Raw genomic sequence first — 19,547 nt, forward strand, 5'->3', positions numbered from 1 at the left:
ACGGATGTGCAACCGATGCAAGGTCGTTGATATGCACACCAATCAGTGACGCTTTTGGGCTCTTAAGCCGCTACCTTTTTGGCTCGGAAATCTCTTCATCCTCGATTACCGCCGTGTGCTGCGCCGCGAGGAAATTGCCGACATGGCTGAGACCGTCGAAATGATCGCAGAATACCTTGATGACGACCAGCAGCGGCACCGCCATCAGCGCGCCGACGAAACCCCATAGCCACGACCAGAAGGCGATGGCGATCAGGATCGCCACGGCGTTGATTTCGAGACGGCGGCCGACCACCGTCGGCGTCACGAACTGGCCTTCGACGACGTCGCATAAGAGGACGAAGGCCGGCGCCAGCAGCGCATAGGAAATCGTGTCGAAGCTGATCAGCGCGATGATCGTGACCAGCGTGATGGTGGTCAGCGCCCCGATATAGGGCAGGAAATTGAGCAAGGCCGCTGCCGCGCCCCAGACCTGCGCGTTGGGCACGCCGAGTGCCCACAGGCCGAGCCCGATGACCACGCCGAGACATGTATTGATGACCGTGACAGTAAGCAGATAGTGCGAGATTTCACGCTCGACGTCATAGACTACGCGCAGCGCCCGCTTCTTTTCGCTTAGACTGGGGAAGGACTGGACGATCTTTTCATAGAACATCGTGCCCGAGGCGAGCAGGAACAGCGACAGGACGAAGACGATGGTGACGCTGGCGCCGGCCGACAGCACATTGCCGGCGGCCTGCGAGAGAATACCCGATGGCGCCATCGCCACCCTCTGAACGCCCGGCTCCTGGGACGTCTGTGTCAGGCCCTCGATCTGGCGCGAAATCTCCACGATCCGTTCGAACGGACGGCGCAGTTGTGCCAGACGTTCGGTAAGCTGCTGGCCGATCGTCGAGGTGTTGTTGATGAGGTCGATGACCGGGCCGCTGAGCAGATATCCCGCGACGGCGACGAGGCAAAACGAAAGCAGCACCAGCAGTGTCGCCGAAATGACATCGGGCATGCCATGCTTGCGCAGGAAGCGAACGATCGGCGTCAGCGTCAGCGCCAGCAGAAAAGCCAGAATGACCGGCATGAAGAAGGCGCGGGCGAAGTAAAGCGCGTAGATCGCCATGAGGATGAAGATGCCGACGAGCAGCGAACGCATCAGATGCGCATCCGCCCGCGCCTCGACGCGCGAATCCGGGCTTTCGGCAGCGCTTGCGCCCGAAGCGGCGGGTTCGGCCTTCATTCTGACCCTCGGCGGCACACCGCGATTGGTGTAGACCGTTGGCGAAAACGCCTCTGCGGCTTCAAGGTTCCGTTAGCCGGCGTCACCGGCAAGGCCGCCTCGCGGCTTTGCTGGTGAATCAGGCAACCGGCGCTGCCGCGGCGACGGCCTTCGCAGTTTCCCGGCGCACGATCGGCGCCACCTTGGTGCCGTAGAGTTCGATAGCCTTCATGACCTTGGCGTGCGGCATGGTGCCGATCGCCATTTGCAGCAGGAAGCGGTCGTTGCCGAATATCCTGTGCTGGGCAATGATCTTGTGCGCCACCTGTTCTGGATTGCCGACGAACAGGGCGCCGTTCGGGCCGCGCGATTGGTCGAAATGAGCCCGCGACGTCGGCCCCCAGCCGCGCTCGCGGCCGATGCGGTTCATCACTTCGGCCTGCGGCCTGTAGAAATCGTCGGCTGCCTGGTCGGCGGTGTCGGCGATGAAGCCGTGCACGTTGAGGCTGGTGGCAAGGCTCGCCGGATCGCTGCCGGCCCGCCTGGCTGCATCCCTGTAGATGTCGAACAGTGGTGCAAACCGCGCCGGTTCGCCGCCGATGATCGCCAGAGCCAGCGGCAACCCGAGTACGCCAGCCCGCGCCGCCGATTGCGGCGTACCACCGATCGCGACCCAGATCGGCAATTTGTCCTGAAAGGGCCGGGGATAGACGCCGCGATCGTTGATCGGCGCGCGCAGACTGCCCGACCAGGTCACCTTGACATGATCACGGATGGCGAGCAGCAGGTCGAGCTTCTCGGCAAAGAGCTCGTCATAGTCTTCGAGATTATAGCCGAACAGCGGAAAGGATTCGATGAACGAGCCGCGCCCGGCCATGATCTCGGCCCGGCCGCCGGACAGAAGATCGAGGGTGGCAAACTGCTGAAAGACGCGCACCGGATCGTCGGAGGACAAAACGGTGACCGCGCTGGTCAGCCTTATGCGCTTGGTTCGTTCGGCAGCCGCCGCCAGCGCCACCACCGGAGCGGAGGCAGCATAGTCGGGACGGTGGTGCTCGCCGAGACCAAAGACGTCCAGCCCGACCNGAGCTCGATCTCCTCGATCAGGTTGCGCAGCCGCTCATGCGCACCGATCGCACCGGGACCCGGTTCCGGGCTGACGTCAGCGAAGGTGTAGAGACCGAGTTTCATAGTGGTGTCATCCTAGCGTTTTGTCTTGGCGCTACAGGTAGCGATCAGTCCGCTGCGCCGCCAGAGGCCTGGATGGTGAACAGTGCGGGTGGCTTTCAGCCGAATTCGATCGAAATGGCGTCTCCCGGTTGCAACAGATCAGAATTTCATGGCTGGCATACCGTTTTGGCGCTTGAACTCTCGGTTTTCACGCGTATGTAAGCCTCGCAAATTGACTCCAGGGAAGTGGACTTGGCTATCTACAGGGAAAAAGACGTTTTCGAGCGGCGCAATGCCGCAAACGAGGCAAAGAAGGCGCTTCTGGAGCGCTTCAAGGCAAAGCCGGCGGCAGATGATCCAGCGGTGCTGGCACGACAGGCCGAGCGCAAGGCAATCCTCGAGGCCCGCGCGATACGCGAGGCCGAAAAGGCCAGGCTGAAGCAGGAAAAGCTGGCGCGCGAAGCGGCCGAAAAGGCCGAGCGCGAGGCAGCTGCCGAAGCGGCACGCATTGCCGCCGAAGAGGCAGCACAGGCCGAAGCGAAGATCCGGGAAGCTGAAGAGAACGAGCGCATCGCCCGTTTTCTTGCCGACGAGGCCGAACGCAAGGCCAAGCGTGACGCACGCTATGCCGCGCGCAAGCAGCGCACCGGCAGGACGCCGCCCGGCTTCTCCGCCCGATAGCGCCTTCCGGCGCTGATCAGCCGAATTCAAGAATCAGGGCCGCCTTGCAGCGGCCCTGAAGGCGTTTGGTCTGTCGGGCCGACTTAAGCCGCGAGCTTCAGTCCCATGATGCCGCAAACGATGAGCGCGATGCAGGCCAGCCTGATCGCGGTCGCCGGCTCCCCGAGCAGCCATATCCCCAACAGCGCCGTGCCGACGGTGCCGATGCCGGTCCATACCGCATAGGCTGTGCCGACCGGCAGTGCCTTCAGCGCCAGGCCGAGCAAGGTCAGGCTGACAATCATCGAGGCTACCGTCAGGACGGTTGGCAGCGGCTTCGAGAATCCGTCGGTGTATCTTAGGCCGATCGCCCAGCCGATCTCGAACAGGCCGGCGAAGAACAGGAAAATCCACGACATCGGAACGCTCCGTTTCGATGGCTCCCGGCCGATCTCTTGAAAGCGCAAAAACTATCTTCGCCGCATCCATATGGGATGCTCGTGCGCTTAATGAACAACAATACCGGCCGCATTTGCGGCCGGTCGAAATAAGCCAAAACGGTAGCTGTGGCCCTACTTGTCCTTCAGCTTCATCGCCTTCACCGGCGGTGCCTTCAGGGCCGGCGCCGGAGCGGGTTTCTTCGCGTCCTTCTTCGGCTTGCGGGCTTCCTTGCCTGCCTTCATCGCACCTTTAGCCATGATTCGTTCCTCCGGTTGATGTCTGGCGAAGTGAAACAAGAGAAAACGCTAGACTGCAAGAGGCCGCTGCCGTGCAGTCGCCTTGGCCGATGGCTGTCAACCGGTTTCTAATTCCCTCGTAAACCGCAGCGGTCCGTGCGATGGTCCTCTTCGCACTGCAGCATCAGCCCTTGCGTTTCGCCGGCTGATGATCGCGCAGTCCGGTCAGGACGACAATGCGGATCCACATCGGTTGCCAGATGAGCTTCGACTTCCCGCAGGAAACACCGCTGATCGCGATGCTCAACGTCCATTATTCGCGCGCATCCGATCTCGAGCGGCCGGACTTCCTGACGTCGAACCCGCCGGTGCCGATCGAAAGCTATCGCGACAGTTTCGGCAATTGGTGCAACCGTCTCGTTGCGCCGGCCGGGCGCTTTGCGTTCGGCACGGACGCGGTCATCCGCGACCCCGGCTCCTTCGAGACGCGCGAGCTGACGGCATGGCAGCATGAGGTGCGCGATCTGCCGTCGGAGACGCTGCTGTTCCTGCTGCCCAGCCGCTATTGCGAGAGCGACGTGCTGGCGAACGAAGCCTGGCGGCTGTTCGGCAATACCCCGCTCGGCATCCCGCGCGTCCAGGCGGTCTGCGACTTCGTCCATAACCATATCGTCTTCAACTATTTCAATGCACGGCCGACACGCACCGCAGCCGAAGCCTATCGCGAGCAGAGTGGTGTGTGCCGCGACTTTGCCCACCTCGCAGTCGCCTTCTGCCGCGCCCTGAACATCCCGACCCGCTACTGCACCGGTTATATCAGCGATATCGGCCTGCCAAAGCCGTGGTCGGACATGGATTTCGCCGCCTGGATGGAGGTCTATCTCGGGGGCCGCTGGCACGCGTTCGACCCGCGCAACAACGCGCCGCGCATCGGCCGCATCCTGATTGCCTCCGGACGCGATGCCGCCGATGTCCCACTCACCCACATTTTTGGACCGGGCGCGCTGGCTGGCTTCAAGGTCTGGACGGAGGAGGTCATCGAATAGCCTCTCGCGCTGCCCTTTTGAACAACTCGACACTTCGGGCGTTGTTCGAGCTGTGGAGCGTGGGCGTGCTCCGCTAATCTCGGTGCATCAACCAAGGCAGCACACCATGGCGGCGCATGGCGGGTCGAAAAAAGTGATCCATGCGGCGCTCGCCGGCAATCTTGCGATCGCCCTGACCAAATTCGCCGCTGCCTTGTTCACGGGCAGCTCGGCAATGCTCTCGGAAGGCGTCCACTCGCTCGTCGATACCGGCAATGGCAGCCTGCTGCTTTACGGCATGCACCGCGCCGCCCGGCCGGCCGATCGGACGCATCCGCTAGGCCATGGTCGCGAGCTGTATTTCTGGAGCTTCATCGTCGCGCTCCTCGTCTTTGCACTGGGCGCCGGCATATCGTTCTACGAAGGCGTGACGCACATCATGGCGCCGGAGCCGATTGCCAACGCAAAGGTGAACTACGCTGTACTTGGCCTTTCCTTCCTGTTCGAAGGCACCTCCTGGCTGGTGGCGCTGAACGAGTTCCGCCACCAAAAAGGCAGCCACGGCTGGCTCGAGGCGGTGCAGCTCAGCAAGGACCCGAGTGTCTACACCGTACTCTTCGAGGACAGCGCGGCACTTCTCGGCCTCGTTGTCGCCTTCGCCGGCATATTGGCGGCGGAACTGCTGGACATGCCGAAGCTCGACGGCGCCGCGTCGATCGGCATCGCGCTGATCCTGGGCGCGACCGCGATCTTCCTGGCCCGCGAAAGCAAGAGCCTGCTGCTCGGCGAGCCGGCCTCGCCCGAGGTGCAAATGAAAGTGCTGGCCATTGTCCAGCAGGACCCGGCGGTGCAGCGGGCAAATGGCGTACTGACGCTCCATATGGGGCCTCAGGAGATCGTCGCCGCTCTGAGCATCGAGTTCGAGGACCACTTGTCGGCGCCCGAGATAGAGACCTGCGTCGAACGCCTCGAGACACGGCTGAAGGCGGAGATGCCGGAGGTCACGCGCCTGTTCGTCAAGCCGCAGACCACCGGCACCTGGGAACGGCGGAGCAAGGCCTTGGCGGCGTCCGGAGGGGAGCCGGCCTGAGGAAAATGGCTGCGCCATCGGGCAGTCCCGGTTATGATTGCGCGCAAAAGCTCCAGGAGGAACGAAGATGAAAATCGACGGCGGGTGTCATTGCGGCGCCATTACTTACGAGGCCGAGGTCGATCCGGAAAAGACCACCATTTGTCACTGCGTCGATTGTCAGAAGCTAACCGGAACGGCCTTTCGCGTCACCGTGCCGGCGTCCGAGGACAATTACACGATCACCAAGGGCGCGCCGAAAATCTACATCAAGACCGGTTCGAGTGGTGCCAAGCGCGCTCAGGCATTTTGCGGTGAGTGCGGCTCGCATCTCTACGCCACGTCGGCGGGCGCGGGACCGAAGGTTTACGGCATCAGGGTCGGCACGGCATGGCAGCGCGATCAACTGGTGCCGAGAAAGCAGATCTGGCATCGCTCGGCGCTGCATTGGCTGCCGGAATTCGAAGGCACAACCATCATCGAGGAGCAGTAGCGCCAGACCGGGCGAAGCCTCGGCTCCGGTTCCGGCGTAGCTCTCAATCGTCGCCTTCGACGACCCTTAGCCTCAGCTGCCCGGTTTTCGAATCGGCAACACGCGCGCTGCTTTCCGCTTTTGCTCCGCTGCCATTCGACCCAGCGGTGTCCTCCGCCGGCTGCACGCCAAACTCCAGCGCCTCGATCTTTTGTCCGCGCCTGGTCACCTTCGATGTCGAGACGAGGATGTCCTCGATATCCTTGGCCGATTGACCGAAATGCGTCTGCAATTTGCGCACCCGCTCGTCGAGCCGAGAGACGTCTTCCATCAGCCGGATGACCTCGCCCTGGATCAGGTGCGCCTGCTCGCGCATACGGGCATCCTTGAGGATCGCCTGGATGACCTGGATCGACAGCATCAAAAGCGATGGCGAGACGATGACGATCCGCGATCGATGCGCCTTTTGGACAACGGCCTCGAAATTCTCGTGGATTTCGGCGAACACCGATTCCGAGGGCACGAACATGAAGGCAGTGTCCTGCGTCTCGCCCTGGATCAGGTATTTTTCGGAAATATCCCGGACATGCACCTCGATGTCGCGGCGGAAAGCCTGAGCGGCGGACTTCTGCAGGTCGGCGCCTTCGGCGGCACGGATGGCATTCCAGGCCTCGAGTGGAAACTTTGCATCGATGGCAAGCGACGGTGCGCCGTTCGGCATCTTCACCAGGCAGTCGGGCCGGCTGCCATTCGACAAGGTCGCCTGGAATTCATAGGCGCCGTGGGGCAATCCGTCGGCGACGATGGCTTCCATACGCGACTGGCCGAAGGCGCCGCGCGTCTGCTTGTTGGAAAGGATCGCCTGCAATTGCACGACCTGGCCGGCCAGCGACTGGATGTTGCCTTGCGCGATATCGATGACCGCCAGCCGCTCCTGCAGCTTGGCGAGGCTCTCATGCGTCGATCTCGTCTGCTCGGTCATGGTCTGGCCGAGGCGGCCGGTCATGGCGTCGAGGCGCTGGCCGATCGACTGGGTCAGTTCGGCCTGACGCGCCCCGAACACTTCGGCGATAGCGCCCATACGGCCCTGCATTTCCGCCTGGCTTGCCAAGATGCCGGCCATCCGCACCTCGGCGTCGCGGGCGTGGTCGGCGGCTTCGGCGGCCGCCATTGCACGCGCCTTGGCCGATCGCCAGAGCGCAATGACGAGCGCCACGAACAGGCCGAGGAACAGCATTGCGCCGAAACCCAGGGCATGGCCGAGCGTGATCGTGGTGGCGCCGAGGCGGGCGACAGGTTCGGACAGGATGGTGGCCAGATCGTTCATGCCGACAGCATAGATGATTCGGTCTGGCGGCACAGATCAAAACGTGAACGACCAGAAGGCGTCCCGGTTGACGCTTTTCCTGCGAGGTCTTAGGTGAGACGCCATGTCGATCAAGCCGCTTATCATCCTCCCCGATCCCGTCCTGCGTCAGGTTTCAAAACCGGTCGAGCGTGTCGACGGTGATTTGCGTAAACTGGCCGGCGACATGCTGGACACCATGTATGACGCGCCCGGCATCGGCCTCGCGGCGATCCAGGTCGGCGAACCCTTGCGCTTGCTGGTGATCGACCTCGCCAAGGAGGACGAGACGCCGGCACCGCACGTCTTCATCAATCCCGAAATCCTCGACAGCTCCGACCAGCGTTCGGTCTACGAGGAAGGCTGCCTGTCGATCCCGGATTACTATGCCGAGGTCGAGCGTCCGGCAGCGGTGCGGGTGAAGTATCTCGATCGCGACGGCAAGCTGCAGGAGATCGAGGCCGAGGGGCTGATGGCGACCTGCCTGCAGCATGAGATCGACCACCTAAACGGCGTGCTGTTCATCGACCACATCTCCAAGCTGAAGCGCGACATGGTGGTCAAGAAATTCAAGAAGCTCGCCAGGGACAAGGCGCCGGGCAAGATGGTGGGATAGGGGTCGACGAATGCCCCTGCGTGTCATCTTCATGGGTACGCCCGAATTCTCCGTGCAGACGCTGCGAGCGATCGCCGGGGCAGGGCATGAATTGGCAGCCGTCTACACGCAGCCGCCGCGCGCCGCAGGCCGGCGCGGGCTCGAGCTGACGCCGTCGCCGGTGCAGCATGAGGCGGAGCGGCTTGGCATCGAGGTGCGGTCGCCGGTGTCGCTGAAGAGCGAGGCGGAGCAGCAGGCGTTCCGCACCTTGCGCGCCGATGTCGCCGTGGTCGTCGCCTACGGGCTGCTTCTGCCCAAACCTATTCTCGAGGCGCCGCGGCTCGGTTGCCTCAATGGCCACGCATCGCTATTGCCGCGCTGGCGCGGCGCTGCCCCTATCCAGCGCGCCATCATGGCCGGCGATACCGAGACGGGCATGATGGTGATGCGGATGGAGGAAGGCCTCGACACCGGGCCTGTGGCAATGGTTGAAAAATGCGCCATTGGACCGGACATGACGGCCGGCGATCTGCACGACCGGCTGATGATCCTGGGTGCTGCGCTGATGGTGCAAGCGCTCGAACGGCTCGAGCGGAATACGCTGACATTTACCACACAGGCGGAGGTGGGGGTGACCTACGCCAAGAAAATCGATAAATCGGAGACTCGCATAGACTGGCTGCGACCTGCCGGCGACGTGCACAACCAGATTCGCGGCCTGTCGCCCTTTCCCGGTGCATGGTGCGAGGCCGAAATCGGCGGCCGCATGGAACGGCTGAAACTGCTTCGCTCGACGCTCTCGCAAGGCGCCGGCGAACCGGGAGGAATTCTCGATGACCGGCTGACGGTTGCCTGCGGGTCAGGCGCGATCAGGCTGGTCGAAGTTCAACGTGCGGGCGGAAGGCCCATTGCCGCGCAGGAGTTTCTGCGCGGGGCCAAGCTCGAAAAAGGGATGAAATTGTCATGAGCATGATGTCCATACGCGCGGCGACGCCGCGGGACCGCGAGGCGATCCGCCTTGTCGAAGAACACGCATTCGGCCAGCAGGCGGAGGCCGGACTGGTCGACGCGCTGGTCACCGGCGGTGATGCCGTCGTCGAACTGGTGGCGGACGAAGACGGGCAAGTGGTCGGCCATATCCTGTTTTCACGGCTCTTCGTGCAGAATGGCGGCAAGAGCTTCCCGGCAGTCGCGCTGGCGCCGCTGGCAGTCGAGCCGTCGTTCCACGGCACCGGCATCGGCGGTGCCCTGGTCCGCGAGGCTCATATCCGCCTGAAAGCCGCCGGCGAGACGCTCGCTGTGGTGCTCGGCGATCCGGCCTACTATGGCCGCTTCGGCTACAGCCGCGCCCGTGCAGCGAAATTCGAGAGCGACTACCAAGGCGAGGCTTTGCAGGCGCTTGCCTGGGACGAGGCGCCGGAGACCGGCAGGCTGGTCTACGCCTCGGCCTTCGGCTCAGCCCTCGCCGCCTGATTTCGCCTCGATCCGGGAATGCCGCGTTTTCGCCTCGACATCGAATATGACGGCAGTCTCTTTGCCGGCTGGCAACGCCAGGCCAATCAGCCTTCGGTGCAGCAGGCGATCGAGCAGGCGATCGAGAAGTTCTGCGGCGAGCAGGTCTCTCTGCGCGCCGCCGGCCGCACCGATGCCGGTGTCCATGCGACCGCTCAGGTGGCGCATGTCGATCTGGTCAAGGCATGGCCCGGCGACAAGGTGCGCGACGCCGTCAACGCGCATCTGCAAGCGGCCAAGGCGCACATCGCCATCCTGAAGGCCGCCGTCGTGCCGGATGGCTTCGATGCGCGTTTCTCGGCGATCGGCCGCCACTATCTCTACCGTATCGTCAACCGCCGCGCGCCAGCAGCGCTCGACAAGGGTAAGATCTGGTGGGTACCGAAGCAGCTCGATGCCGCCGCCATGCACGAAGCGGCAAAAGTGCTGCTTGGCCGGCATGATTTCACCACCTTCCGCTCGACCCAGTGCCAAGCCACCAGCCCGGTCCGCACGCTCGACCGGCTGGATGTCAGCCGGGCGGGCGATTTCATCGAAGTCCGCGCTTCGGCGCGGTCATTCCTGCACAACCAGGTGCGCTCGATGGTCGGCTCGCTCAAACGTGTCGGCGAAGGCGGCTGGGCCATTGCCGACCTCAAGGCCGCGCTCGAGGCGCGCGACCGTGCGGCCTGCGGTCAGGTGGCGCCGCCCGACGGGCTGTTTCTAGTCGGCGTCGATTATCCGACGCCTGGCTGATCCGGCACGCTGATACCGAGCAGCGCCTGCAGGCCGAACAGGACGATCAGCGACGCCACGAACATGCCGGCAAAAACAGCGCTGCCGACAGCCGCACCCCTGCCGATGGCAACGTTGGTCATCCGCCAGGTCAATACCATTGACAGCGCGAACAGCAGCAGCGACACCAGCCCGGAGACTTCGTTGGCCGATGTCAGGAAAAGCCGGATCAACGCCGATGGCAGCATCATCCAGGCGATGATCGCCGAGGCCCAGTTGCTGGCGACGACATAATGGACGAAACGGCTGCCGACGCCGACCCGCGGCGCGACCAGGGCCAGGCCGATGAGCGGCAGCACCCAGGCGCCGATATCGACGGTGGCCAGCCGGATCAACATGCTGAAACGGCCGACGAATGCGTCGGGATCGCCGATCTCGTTGGCAATGCCGACCCAGCCGACGATCAATGCCGGCGCCGCGACGACGATGGCAAAAAAGGAGTTCCAGAAACCGTCCGCCGAAAGGTCGAGCAGGCGAAATCCGTCGGCCTTGCCGAGCATCAGCCGCCAGGCGCCGGCAAGCGAAGCATAGGTTTCATCCGCTGAAAGCATCACTAGGATATGTCCTGCGCAAACCAGTCTTCAACGAAGCGCAGATAAATCTGCGTCAGCGTCTCGAGATCGGCAATCGCCACACGTTCGTCGACCATGTGCATGGTCTTGCCGACCAGGCCGAATTCGACCACCGGACAATAATCCTTGATAAAGCGGGCATCGGAGGTGCCGCCGGAGGTGGAGAGCGCCGGCTTCCTGCCGGTCACCGCTTTGACCGAACCGCCAAGCGTCTCGATCAGCCTGTCGTCGCGTGTCAGGAAAACATGGCACGGCCCGTCGCGCCAGACGATCTCGTAGTCGACCGGCGTCTTCTTGCCGGCGCGGTATTTCTTGCGTTTCGCCGCCCGGTCGAGGCGGTTGTGGATCTCGGCCTGGATCGTCTCGGCGGTCCATGTGTCGTTGAAGCGGATATTGAAGGTAGCTGCTGCCTTCGCCGGGATGACGTTGGTGGCGGGATTGCCGACATCGATGGAGGTCACCTCAAGATTCGTCGGCTGGAAATCCCTTGTTCCGTTGTCGAAGACGGGGTGCAGCAAGGCGTCGACCAGCGTCACCAGGCCGCGCACCGGATTGTCGGCTAGCTGCGGATAGGCGGCGTGGCCCTGGCGGCCGTTGACGACGACCGTGCCCGATAGCGAGCCGCGCCGGCCGATCTTGATCATATCGCCAAGCGCGTCGGGATTGGTAGGCTCGCCGACGATCGAGGCATCCCATTTCTCGCCTTTGGCGGCCGCCCATTCGAGCAGCTTCGTCGTGCCGTTGATCGCCGGGCCTTCCTCATCGCCGGTTATCAGCAGCGAGACCGACCCCTTCGGGCCGCCCTTCTGCTCGACATGTCGCGCCACCGCCGCGACGAAACAAGCAATGCCGCCCTTCATGTCGACGGCGCCGCGGCCGAACATCTCGCCATTGGCGATCTCGGCGCCAAAGGGCGGGTGCGTCCAGGCTGCCTCGTCGCCCACCGGCACCACGTCGGTATGGCCGGCAAACATCAGATGCGGGCCATTGCCGGAACGCCGCGCGTAAAGGTTCTCGATGTCCGGTGTGCCGGCTTCGGAAAACACCGGTCGCTCGACCGCAAAGCCGAGCGGCTTCAACATCGCCTCCAGCGCGCGCAGCGCACCGCCTTCGGCGGGCGTCACGGAAGCACAGCGGATGAGTGCAGCGAGATTTCTAACCGGATCGGTAGGCAGCATCATGGGCAAAAGCGATAGTCGAAAGCGCAAGGTCTGTCACGGCCAGACGTGAGGGCCAGCCATGCCGCCGACATTATGGTTTTCATGTCGTATAATTGCGGCAAGGTCTCTCGACCAGAACAGGGCCATCGCATGGTCACGCGTGGCAAGACGATCGTAATCGCCGGTGCCGGCAGTATCGGCTGCTACGCCGGCGGCTGCCTGATACTTGCCGGGCGAAAGGTGTTTCTGCTGGCGCGACCGCGCGTCGAGAAGGCCCTGCAAGAAGCTGGATTGCGCATCACCGACCCTGACGGCCGCGACCGTTCTGTCAAACCGGACGCATTGTCGGTCACCGCCGATCCGGCGGTAGCATTCTCCGATGCCGATGTCATTTTGGTAACGGTCAAGAGCGGCGCGACGCAAGACATGGCCGGGCTGATTGCCGCCCATGCCCGACCGGACGTGGTGATACTCAGCCTGCAGAACGGCGTCGACAATGCCGATAAATTGCGAGCCCATCTCACCGCCCAGCCGGTGCTCGCGGGCATGGTGCCGTTCAACGTGGTCCAATCGCCGGAGGGCGAATTGCCGCTTCGCCTGCACCGCGCCAGCGGCGGCAAAGTGATGATCGAACAGGGCTCGGCGGGCCTTGACGAACTGCTTGATGTCGAGGGGTTTGCCGTCGCGACGCATGGTGACATCGACGCGGTGTTATGGGACAAGCTGCTGCTCAACCTCAACAACGCGCTGGTGGCGCTTTCCGGTCTGCCGCTGGCGGCAGAGCTTGCCGATCGCCGCTGGCGGCTGATCCTGGCCGGTCAGATCGACGAAGCATTGGCGGCAATGACGGCGACAGGCATCGAACCCGCTCGCATCGCCGGCCTGCGTCCCGCACTGCTGCCGAAGTGCTTCGCCTGCCCGACGGGCTGTTCAAGTTCTTGGCGCGGCGGATGCTTGCCATCGATCCGGCCGCGCGTTCGTCGATGTGGGATGACCTGCGGCGCCGCCGGTCGACGGAGATCGGCGAACTGCAAGGCGCGGTCCTGCGTTTGGCCGAAAAGGCCGGCACGCCGGCGCCTTTGCTGAAGCATGTCACTGCACTGGTGCGCGCGGCCGAGCAGGAGAGGCGCGGATCGCCTTGCTTGCCGCCGGAAGCTGTCGCTGCGACCGTCAGATCGTAGCCCGCACAGGCGCCCAATAACGGCCCTTGCCGGTGCGCTTGGCTTCGTAGAGTGCATGGTCGGAACAGGTGAGCAGGATTTCCGGATCGCCGCCGTCGGCGGGTGCAAAGGCGCTGCCGACGCTCAAGCCGACATGGATGGCGGAACCGACCCCGAGGTCGAAAGGCACCGAGACCTTTTCGATGGCCCGCTTTGCCAGATAGGTGGCCTCGATCTCCGAGGTTGCGGGCAAAAGGATGACGAATTCGTCGCCGCCGATACGGAAGACCACGTCCCCCGGCCGGAAGCCGCGCTTCAATCGTTCGGCCACCTTGCGCAGCAGCACGTCGCCGACCGCATGACCAAAACGGTCGTTGACCTGTTTGAAGCCGTCGAGGTCCATGCTGAGCACGGCAAACGGCTTGCCGCCATTGGCGGCCGGCGCCGCAAGGTCGCGGCACATGTCGCGCAATTTTTCCTGCAGGAAGATGCGGTTTGGCAGGCCGGTCAGCGCGTCCTTGATCGCCAGGTCGCGATTGTCCAGCTCGGCGCGGATCATGCGGGCGTTGATTGCGTGGTTCTGAAGCAGCACGATGATGACGCCGGCCACATAGAACGGCGTTTGAATTCCGACGATCGGCATTCCGGGCGCTGCGGAAAACAATGCACCGACCACGTAAGGCAGGCTTACGGCCAACATGACGAATATGGCGAAGCGCGGGGTGGCCGCATTGCGTGACGACACCACGCCAACGACACCTGCGACATTCAAGGCGGCAAGTACGGAAAGCGCCATATTCCCGCTGGCAACACAGCCATAGCAGCCGAGGCCGAAAACGACCGACCATACACCGCTGGCTGCCATCAGGCCCGCCAGCGGCCCTTTCGAGCCGCGCCTGCGGGCCTGCTCGCATTCCCGCATCAGCAGAACGCGGACGACGAAAAGCATCAGGTCGGCTGCGATCCAGGCGTAGGGCCACCAATCCTTCGTGGCAAGTGCGGCGCTGACCGCAACCACCAGAACGCTGATGGTGCCGAACAAGACTGCGAATTTGCGGTCGAAAGTGGTGTCGAGAAGCCGGGCGCGGACGGCTTCCGGTTCCAATCTCATCGGCGAAGAGAACCAGGCAAACAGGCGAGCGGCGGCGCTCCACGTTTTGCGCGGCTCCTTGGTGGTCAGGGATAGGTCGCTTGCCAGTCGAGCGCTCCGTGCCGGTCGACACAGTTTTCGCCGGCATGCTGGGCCAGGGTGATTAACATTCGCTTAGAGCGTCCGGCGCAAAACCGGGGTTTCGGAACTCCCCCCTCTGCCGCTCTAGCGGATCTGCCGCCGGCTCGCGGGTCTTAGCTTGCCGGCCCCGGTCGTCTGCGGACTGCAGGCCGACGCGGCGGACCCGGCTCGGGATCGGTTTTCTTCGCATGTGCCGGCTGCCCATGAGGGGTTTCGATCAGCGTGATCTTCTGCCAGATCTTTCGCGACAGGTTCGACGCCAGGTTCTCGATGTCATTGACCCCATCGATGACCACGGCGTCATTGACCGACTGGGCAAACAGCGCGGCGATCTTGCCGGTGATCGACAACATTTCGGAGCAATAGTCGAGATAGCGGGCAAGGTCGGCGGCGTTGGTGATGCGGGCTGGCGAATGTGCAGTCGGCTTGAAACTGGCTGAAAGTGCTGCCGGATCCTTGGTCAGCTGGTGCATGTCGATGACGTGGATGAGCGACCGCAGCCCGTGGAGTTGGCGGAACACCCGCTTGCGCTTGATCCGCTCCTCGGAGCGGATCAGGGCCAGGAAGCCCAGCACGGCGAGGATGATCATGTTGAGGGAGGCTTCGATGCCTTGCACCGACTGGAAGGCATCGTGGTTTCCCGAGATGCGGCCGAGCGGCAGGATTGTGCCGACGAACAGGAACATCAGCGCTCCGACGACGAAAGCGGCGATGATGAGGCCGCGCAGCCACCAGATCGGCGCCTCCAGCGCCTTGGCTGCCTTTGCCAGATCGCGCGACAGCGACACGAGCTCGGCGGCGACGCCGCGCAGGCCTGCATCGGGAAAGCGCTCGGCGACGCGCTCNATCCGCGATTGCCGCACCAAAGCGCTCGGCGACGCGCTCTTCCAGCCGTTCGGCGGTTTCGAGGATCAGTTTCGAATCAAGCGAGCGGTAGCGCATGACGAAATGTCCGATTGGCGCTCAGGGTTCGGCCGGTGCGTTGGTGCGCTTGCCGTAGCGGTTGGGGCCTGGGTCACTTTTGAAAAAAGCCAGGATAAAAAGCAGGACGAAGCCGATAATGAGAGAGATCAATGCGTAATAGGCAGGCTTGCCGAAATCATGGAACCGCTTCGCCGTTAGCGCAAAGGTCGACCATGTCGAGACGAACACAGCGATCCATAAGGCGAGCGCCCAATACTGGCTCGCGGCAGTGCCTAACGGCGTTCGCGCGAACTGGTAGAGCAGAAAGAGTTGAACGATGACCGGCAAGAGGCCAGCCAAAACATAAGCGCTCGGATTCACCCGCCCAGAAAGGCTGAAGAAAAGCCATAGGAATTGAGGTTTGTCAGTCAACCCGGTGCATCCGTTCTCGGGAGATCAATCGCGCAGCAATTCGTTGATCGAGGTCTTGGAACGGGTTCTTGCGTCGACCCGCTTGACGATGACGGCGCAGTAGAGGCTGGGGCCGGGCTCGTTGTTTGGAAAAGGCTTGCCCGGCAGTGAGCCGGCGACGACGACGGAATTGGCCGGCACTTCGCCGTAGAAGATCTCGCCGGTGGCGCGGTCGACGATCTTGGTCGATTGGCCGATGAAGACACCCATGCCGAGCACTGAGCCCTCGCGAACAATGCAGCCCTCGACCACTTCGGAACGGGCGCCGATGAAGCAATTGTCCTCGATGATGGTTGGGCCGGCCTGCATCGGCTCCAGCACGCCGCCGATACCGACGCCGCCCGACAGATGCACATTCTTGCCGATCTGGGCACAGGAGCCGACCGACGCCCAGGTGTCGACCATGGTGCCGCTATCGACATAGGCGCCGACATTGACGAAGGACGGCATCAGCACGGCGCCCGGCGCGACATAGGCAGAGCGGCGCACGATCGACGACGGCACGGCGCGGAAGCCGGCCTTCTCGAAATCGACGGCGCTCCAGCCGTCGAACTTCGAAGGCACCTTATCCCACCATACCGCCTGACCGGGACCACCCTTGATGATCTCCATCGGGTTGAGCCGGAAGGACAGCAGCACCGCTTTCTTCAGCCACTGGTTGACGTGCCATTTGCCGTCGGCCTGCCGCTCGGCGACGCGGGCGACGCCCCGGTCGAGCAGGTCGAGCGCCGATTGGATGGCCTCGCGCGTCTGGCCGCGGGTTGCGGTCGAAATGGTGTCGCGTTCCTCGAAGGCGTTCTCGATGATCTTCTCGAGACTCGCGAGATCGGGCTTCGACATGAATTCGCTCCATTACCAAGCTGTTAAGGGCCGGCGCCTTAACCTGTTTGAAAGTCGCGCGGACCCTATGTGAAGGCTTGGGGAGGGTCAATCGCGGCAGCGTCACGGGACGGCGCAAGTGAATGATTGGACGGGTAAAGCAAATATGACTCCCATGGAAAAGGCGGGGTGGACGCCGCTACCGCATTCGGACGAGGATCTGGAGCGGTCGAAAAGCGTGCCGGACACGCCGCAAACGCGCGCGGAGACATATCGGCTGGCCTGGAACGACCCCGATTTCATGACGCGGCGCGAGTTGCGCGCGGTCAGGCTGCAGCTCGAACTGCTGAAACCGGAGATGATCCTGGCCGAGCGCGGCATCCAATCGACCGTCATCCTGTTCGGCGGCGCGCGCATCCCCGAGCCCGGCGGTGAAGCCTGGGCGGCCAAGAACGAGACGCAGAAGAAGAATCTCGAGCAAAACAGCAAATACTATGAGGAGGCGCGCAAATTCGCCCGCCTCTGCTCGCAGCAGTCGGCCACTTCGTACTATCGCGAATTCGTCGTGGTGACCGGCGGCGGGCCTGGCGTCATGGAGGCCGGCAATCGCGGCGCCGACGATGTTGGCGCGCCGTCGATCGGTCTCAACATCGTGCTGCCGCACGAGCAGGCGCCAAACGCCTACGTGACGCCGGAACTCTGCTTCAACTTCCACTATTTTGCGGTCCGCAAGATGCATTTCGTCATGCGTGCCAAGGCCGTTGCGGTGTTTCCCGGCGGCTTCGGCACGATGGACGAGTTCTTCGAGACGCTGACCTTGATCCAGACCGGCCGCATGGAACGCGTGCCGGTCATCCTGTTCGGCAAGGCTTTCTGGGCAAGGGCTATCGACCTCGACTTCCTCGCCGAGCAAGGCACGATCACGCCCGGCGACCAGGATATCATCGATTTCGTCGACACCGCCGATGAGGCCTGGGGGATCGTCAGCCGCTTCTATAAACTTTGACATGCAAGCAAGGACTTGAAGCGCGCCGGCTGCCTCAAGCGGGGACTTCGACGATCGCCGTGAGAAAGCCGGCGAGATCGTCGGTGACGAAGTCCACGTCGTCCTCGTTGGCCGGGTCGCGTTCCCAGATTTCCGAGAAGGTCGGCTCGAAATTGCGCGGCACCACCAGCACCGTGGTCATGCCTAGCGATTTCGGCACCGACAGGTTGCGGGCGAGGTCTTCGAACATCACCGCATTTTGCCCGGTGACGGCGTGGAGTTCGGCAAATTTCTCGTAGGATTGTCGCGCCGGCTTGGGGTTCAGCCCGGCTGCGACGATATCGAAAATGTCGTCGAAATGCTCGAGAATGCCCAGCTGCCGCGCGGTGCGTTCGGCATGCCGGCGATCGCCATTGGTGAAGATGAATTTGCGGCCGGGAAGCTGGCGTATGGCGGTGCCGAGGACGGGATCTGGCACCAGCCAGGAATAATCGATGTCGTGGACCTTCTCGAGAAAGTCGTCGGGGTCGATGCCGTGGCGCGTCATCAACCCGTTCAGTGTCGTGCCGTATTCCCGGTAGAGCTCCTTCTGCAGCTTGCGTGCTTCCTCGCGCGGCAGCGTCAGCAATTCTCCGACATAGGCGGTCATCTTCACATCGATCTGCGAGAACAGATTGGAATGGTGCGGATAGAGCGTGTTGTCGAGATCGAACACCCAGTCGGTGACATGGGCAAAGCGGGCGGGGTCGGGAAGCGTGGTCATACCGTCCTTATGGCACGAAACGATCTTTCTAACAGGAGGTTTATCCACAACCTATGCGCGCCCTGGGTGGTGAAAATGGTGCCGTGATTAAAATCTTAAGCATCGCCGAAAGGTGACATTCAGCGCTTGCTGGCACCAAGACGGACCAGTGGGAGCAAGCGATGAATCGCATATTTCTAAAGTCTGCCGCCATCGCTTTCGCCTCCGTCGCCGTCTCACTTTTGCTGACGCTGATCGTCGTGCCGGCAATGGGTTTTCCGATCAATCGCACCATCTGGTTGACGTCTACCGTATGCCCGCTGGCTCTTGCCTGGGGCGCCGGCGCCTATACGGTCTGGCAGGGCGAAAGGTTGAAGACCGCGCATCGCGAACTCGCCCGCGCCCATGCCCAGCTCGCGGCCGCCCACAGGCGCTTGGCGGAAAAGGCGAGCCGCGACGACATGACCGGCATGCTCAACCGCGAAAGTTTCTTTGCCGCCCTCGACGGCTCTCGGCGTAAATCCGATCGCGGGGCATTGCTGATCGTCGATGCCGACCATTTCAAGACCATCAACGACAGCTACGGCCATCTGATCGGCGACGAGGCGCTGCTCCTGATCGCAAGTGCGATAGAGCGTGGCGTGCGCAGCGGCGATGTCCTTGGCCGCATCGGCGGTGAGGAATTCTGCGCCTTTCTGATCGGCGCCACCGAACACGAAGCCAGGCGCGTCGCCGAGCGCATCCGCCGTGAAGTAGAGCGTATCCGTTTCCGGCCCGTCGACGAACGAACCGTTCCGCTGACGGTCAGTATCGGCGGGACCACCTGCGGCGAGGACGCCGCAGTGTCGGAGCTGATGCGCGCCGCCGACCAGCGGCTCTACGAGGCCAAGCATCGCGGCCGCAACCTGTCGATCATCGATCGTGACATTTCCGAAGCGGCGTGAGCTCAGCCCTAAGCCTTGTGCTGGAAAAATTCTACCTATCAGAATTCAACC

Annotated in this window: 20 protein-coding genes and 3 pseudogenes; 11 read left to right on the plus strand and 12 right to left on the minus strand. The window is 63.0% G+C overall.

Annotated elements, in window-relative coordinates:
- Window positions 1-70 precede the first annotated feature (70 nt).
- Entirely contained in the window at window positions 71-1,231 is a 1,161-nt protein-coding gene (locus X760_RS49550) for an AI-2E family transporter (protein ID WP_023718182.1), read from the minus strand.
- 118 nt (window positions 1,232-1,349) lie between these two features.
- Window positions 1,350-2,401 (minus strand): annotated as a pseudogene (locus X760_RS49555) (LLM class flavin-dependent oxidoreductase).
- Window positions 2,402-2,632: 231 nt separating this feature from the next.
- On the opposite strand from X760_RS49555, the gene X760_RS49560 reads away from it, so the two are divergent.
- Window positions 2,633-3,061: a DUF6481 family protein gene (locus X760_RS49560; RefSeq protein WP_023718183.1), complete on the plus strand. Its 429-nt coding sequence runs from the start codon at window positions 2,633-2,635 to the stop codon at window positions 3,059-3,061.
- An 83-nt stretch (window positions 3,062-3,144) separates the two neighbouring features.
- On the opposite strand, the gene sugE is transcribed toward X760_RS49560, so the two are convergent.
- Together sugE and X760_RS78810 are read right to left on the minus strand one after the other, a co-directional pair.
- Entirely contained in the window at window positions 3,145-3,459 is a 315-nt protein-coding gene (gene sugE / locus X760_RS49565) for a quaternary ammonium compound efflux SMR transporter SugE (RefSeq protein ID WP_023718184.1), read from the minus strand.
- Between the two features lie 153 nt (window positions 3,460-3,612).
- Window positions 3,613-3,738: a hypothetical protein gene (locus X760_RS78810; protein WP_013528464.1), complete on the minus strand. Its 126-nt coding sequence runs from the start codon at window positions 3,736-3,738 to the stop codon at window positions 3,613-3,615.
- Window positions 3,739-3,953: 215 nt separating this feature from the next.
- On the opposite strand from X760_RS78810, the gene X760_RS49570 reads away from it, so the two are divergent.
- The 3 genes from X760_RS49570 to X760_RS49580 all read left to right on the plus strand — a co-directional run bounded on the left by X760_RS49570 (window position 3,954) and on the right by X760_RS49580 (window position 6,304).
- Window positions 3,954-4,763 (plus strand): transglutaminase family protein, encoded by an 810-nt coding sequence (locus X760_RS49570; RefSeq protein WP_023718185.1) that lies wholly within the window; start codon window positions 3,954-3,956, stop codon window positions 4,761-4,763.
- Between the two features lie 106 nt (window positions 4,764-4,869).
- Complete coding sequence (locus X760_RS49575; protein ID WP_023718186.1) at window positions 4,870-5,832, plus strand: cation diffusion facilitator family transporter; 963 nt, start codon at window positions 4,870-4,872, stop codon at window positions 5,830-5,832.
- A 67-nt stretch (window positions 5,833-5,899) separates the two neighbouring features.
- Entirely contained in the window at window positions 5,900-6,304 is a 405-nt protein-coding gene (locus X760_RS49580; protein WP_023718187.1) for a GFA family protein, read from the plus strand.
- A gap of 43 nt (window positions 6,305-6,347) precedes the next feature.
- On the opposite strand, the gene X760_RS49585 is transcribed toward X760_RS49580, so the two are convergent.
- Window positions 6,348-7,610 carry a DNA recombination protein RmuC gene (locus X760_RS49585; protein WP_023718188.1) on the minus strand — a complete coding sequence of 421 codons (1,263 nt, stop codon included), beginning with the start codon at window positions 7,608-7,610 and terminating at the stop codon, window positions 6,348-6,350.
- A gap of 103 nt (window positions 7,611-7,713) precedes the next feature.
- Between X760_RS49585 and def the strand changes: the two genes are divergently transcribed.
- The 4 genes from def to truA are packed head-to-tail and all read left to right on the plus strand — an operon-like array spanning window position 7,714 to window position 10,470.
- Window positions 7,714-8,244, plus strand: a complete 531-nt coding sequence (gene def / locus X760_RS49590; RefSeq protein WP_023718189.1) for a peptide deformylase — start codon at window positions 7,714-7,716, stop codon at window positions 8,242-8,244.
- Window positions 8,245-8,260: 16 nt separating this feature from the next.
- Window positions 8,261-9,190 (plus strand): methionyl-tRNA formyltransferase, encoded by a 930-nt coding sequence (gene fmt, locus X760_RS49595; protein WP_031193741.1) that lies wholly within the window; start codon window positions 8,261-8,263, stop codon window positions 9,188-9,190.
- Window positions 9,187-9,696 carry an N-acetyltransferase gene (locus X760_RS49600; protein ID WP_023718191.1) on the plus strand — a complete coding sequence of 170 codons (510 nt, stop codon included), beginning with the start codon at window positions 9,187-9,189 and terminating at the stop codon, window positions 9,694-9,696. Before fmt ends, X760_RS49600 begins: the two co-directional genes overlap by 4 nt.
- Window positions 9,697-9,714: 18 nt before the next feature.
- On the plus strand, window positions 9,715-10,470 hold the full coding sequence (truA, locus tag X760_RS49605) for a tRNA pseudouridine(38-40) synthase TruA (RefSeq protein ID WP_023718192.1): 756 nt from the start codon (window positions 9,715-9,717) through the stop codon (window positions 10,468-10,470).
- Here the strand turns inward: truA and X760_RS49610 are convergent.
- On the minus strand, window positions 10,452-11,060 hold the full coding sequence (locus X760_RS49610; protein WP_023718193.1) for a hypothetical protein: 609 nt from the start codon (window positions 11,058-11,060) through the stop codon (window positions 10,452-10,454). The genes truA and X760_RS49610 overlap by 19 nt on opposite strands.
- A 2-nt stretch (window positions 11,061-11,062) precedes the next feature.
- The gene (gene dapE, locus X760_RS49615; RefSeq protein ID WP_023718194.1) at window positions 11,063-12,262 is read right to left on the minus strand and encodes a succinyl-diaminopimelate desuccinylase; all 1,200 of its coding nucleotides are present in this window, start codon (window positions 12,260-12,262) and stop codon (window positions 11,063-11,065) included.
- 129 nt (window positions 12,263-12,391) lie between these two features.
- On the opposite strand from dapE, the pseudogene X760_RS49620 reads away from it, so the two are divergent.
- A pseudogene (locus X760_RS49620) lies at window positions 12,392-13,422 on the plus strand (2-dehydropantoate 2-reductase).
- On the opposite strand, the gene X760_RS0137475 reads toward X760_RS49620, so the two are convergent.
- The 4 genes and pseudogenes from X760_RS0137475 to dapD all read right to left on the minus strand — a co-directional run bounded on the left by X760_RS0137475 (window position 13,412) and on the right by dapD (window position 16,846).
- Window positions 13,412-14,512 carry a GGDEF domain-containing protein gene (locus X760_RS0137475; RefSeq protein ID WP_023718195.1) on the minus strand — a complete coding sequence of 367 codons (1,101 nt, stop codon included), beginning with the start codon at window positions 14,510-14,512 and terminating at the stop codon, window positions 13,412-13,414. The pseudogene X760_RS49620 and the gene X760_RS0137475 sit on opposite strands and share 11 nt — an antisense overlap.
- Window positions 14,513-14,745: 233 nt before the next feature.
- Window positions 14,746-15,574 (minus strand): annotated as a pseudogene (locus X760_RS49625) (hypothetical protein).
- Between the two features lie 21 nt (window positions 15,575-15,595).
- Window positions 15,596-15,967, minus strand: coding sequence for a DUF805 domain-containing protein (locus X760_RS49630; protein WP_031193743.1), 372 nt, complete (start codon window positions 15,965-15,967; stop codon window positions 15,596-15,598).
- Window positions 15,968-15,991: 24 nt separating this feature from the next.
- A complete protein-coding gene (gene dapD, locus X760_RS49635; protein WP_023718197.1) occupies window positions 15,992-16,846 on the minus strand; it encodes a 2,3,4,5-tetrahydropyridine-2,6-dicarboxylate N-succinyltransferase in 855 nt (284 codons plus the stop codon).
- Window positions 16,847-16,991: 145 nt separating this feature from the next.
- On the opposite strand from dapD, the gene X760_RS49640 reads away from it, so the two are divergent.
- Window positions 16,992-17,831, plus strand: coding sequence for an LOG family protein (locus X760_RS49640; protein ID WP_023718198.1), 840 nt, complete (start codon window positions 16,992-16,994; stop codon window positions 17,829-17,831).
- Window positions 17,832-17,865: 34 nt separating this feature from the next.
- On the opposite strand, the gene X760_RS49645 is transcribed toward X760_RS49640, so the two are convergent.
- The gene (locus X760_RS49645; protein ID WP_023677476.1) at window positions 17,866-18,573 is read right to left on the minus strand and encodes a pyrimidine 5'-nucleotidase; all 708 of its coding nucleotides are present in this window, start codon (window positions 18,571-18,573) and stop codon (window positions 17,866-17,868) included.
- A 161-nt stretch (window positions 18,574-18,734) separates the two neighbouring features.
- Here X760_RS49645 and X760_RS49650 point away from each other — a divergent pair, with 161 nt between their 5' ends.
- On the plus strand, window positions 18,735-19,496 hold the full coding sequence (locus X760_RS49650; protein ID WP_023718199.1) for a GGDEF domain-containing protein: 762 nt from the start codon (window positions 18,735-18,737) through the stop codon (window positions 19,494-19,496).
- Window positions 19,497-19,547 lie beyond the last annotated feature (51 nt).

The sequence above is a fragment of the Mesorhizobium sp. LSHC420B00 genome (assembly GCF_000503055.1).
GTDB lineage: Bacteria > Pseudomonadota > Alphaproteobacteria > Rhizobiales > Rhizobiaceae > Mesorhizobium.

Coding starts and splice junctions, on each gene's coding strand:
- X760_RS49550 (WP_023718182.1), bottom strand. CDS start 1,231: ATGAAGGCCGAACCCGCCGCTTCGGGCGCAAGCGCTGCCGAAAGCCCG.
- sugE (WP_023718184.1), bottom strand. CDS start 3,459: ATGTCGTGGATTTTCCTGTTCTTCGCCGGCCTGTTCGAGATCGGCTGG.
- X760_RS78810 (WP_013528464.1), bottom strand. CDS start 3,738: ATGGCTAAAGGTGCGATGAAGGCAGGCAAGGAAGCCCGCAAGCCGAAG.
- X760_RS49570 (WP_023718185.1), top strand. CDS start 3,954: ATGCGGATCCACATCGGTTGCCAGATGAGCTTCGACTTCCCGCAGGAA.
- X760_RS49575 (WP_023718186.1), top strand. CDS start 4,870: ATGGCGGCGCATGGCGGGTCGAAAAAAGTGATCCATGCGGCGCTCGCC.
- X760_RS49580 (WP_023718187.1), top strand. CDS start 5,900: ATGAAAATCGACGGCGGGTGTCATTGCGGCGCCATTACTTACGAGGCC.
- X760_RS49585 (WP_023718188.1), bottom strand. CDS start 7,610: ATGAACGATCTGGCCACCATCCTGTCCGAACCTGTCGCCCGCCTCGGC.
- def (WP_023718189.1), top strand. CDS start 7,714: ATGTCGATCAAGCCGCTTATCATCCTCCCCGATCCCGTCCTGCGTCAG.
- X760_RS49600 (WP_023718191.1), top strand. CDS start 9,187: ATGAGCATGATGTCCATACGCGCGGCGACGCCGCGGGACCGCGAGGCG.
- truA (WP_023718192.1), top strand. CDS start 9,715: ATGCCGCGTTTTCGCCTCGACATCGAATATGACGGCAGTCTCTTTGCC.
- X760_RS49610 (WP_023718193.1), bottom strand. CDS start 11,060: ATGCTTTCAGCGGATGAAACCTATGCTTCGCTTGCCGGCGCCTGGCGG.
- dapE (WP_023718194.1), bottom strand. CDS start 12,262: ATGATGCTGCCTACCGATCCGGTTAGAAATCTCGCTGCACTCATCCGC.
- X760_RS0137475 (WP_023718195.1), bottom strand. CDS start 14,512: ATGAGATTGGAACCGGAAGCCGTCCGCGCCCGGCTTCTCGACACCACT.
- dapD (WP_023718197.1), bottom strand. CDS start 16,846: ATGTCGAAGCCCGATCTCGCGAGTCTCGAGAAGATCATCGAGAACGCC.
- X760_RS49640 (WP_023718198.1), top strand. CDS start 16,992: ATGACTCCCATGGAAAAGGCGGGGTGGACGCCGCTACCGCATTCGGAC.
- X760_RS49645 (WP_023677476.1), bottom strand. CDS start 18,573: ATGACCACGCTTCCCGACCCCGCCCGCTTTGCCCATGTCACCGACTGG.
- X760_RS49650 (WP_023718199.1), top strand. CDS start 18,735: ATGAATCGCATATTTCTAAAGTCTGCCGCCATCGCTTTCGCCTCCGTC.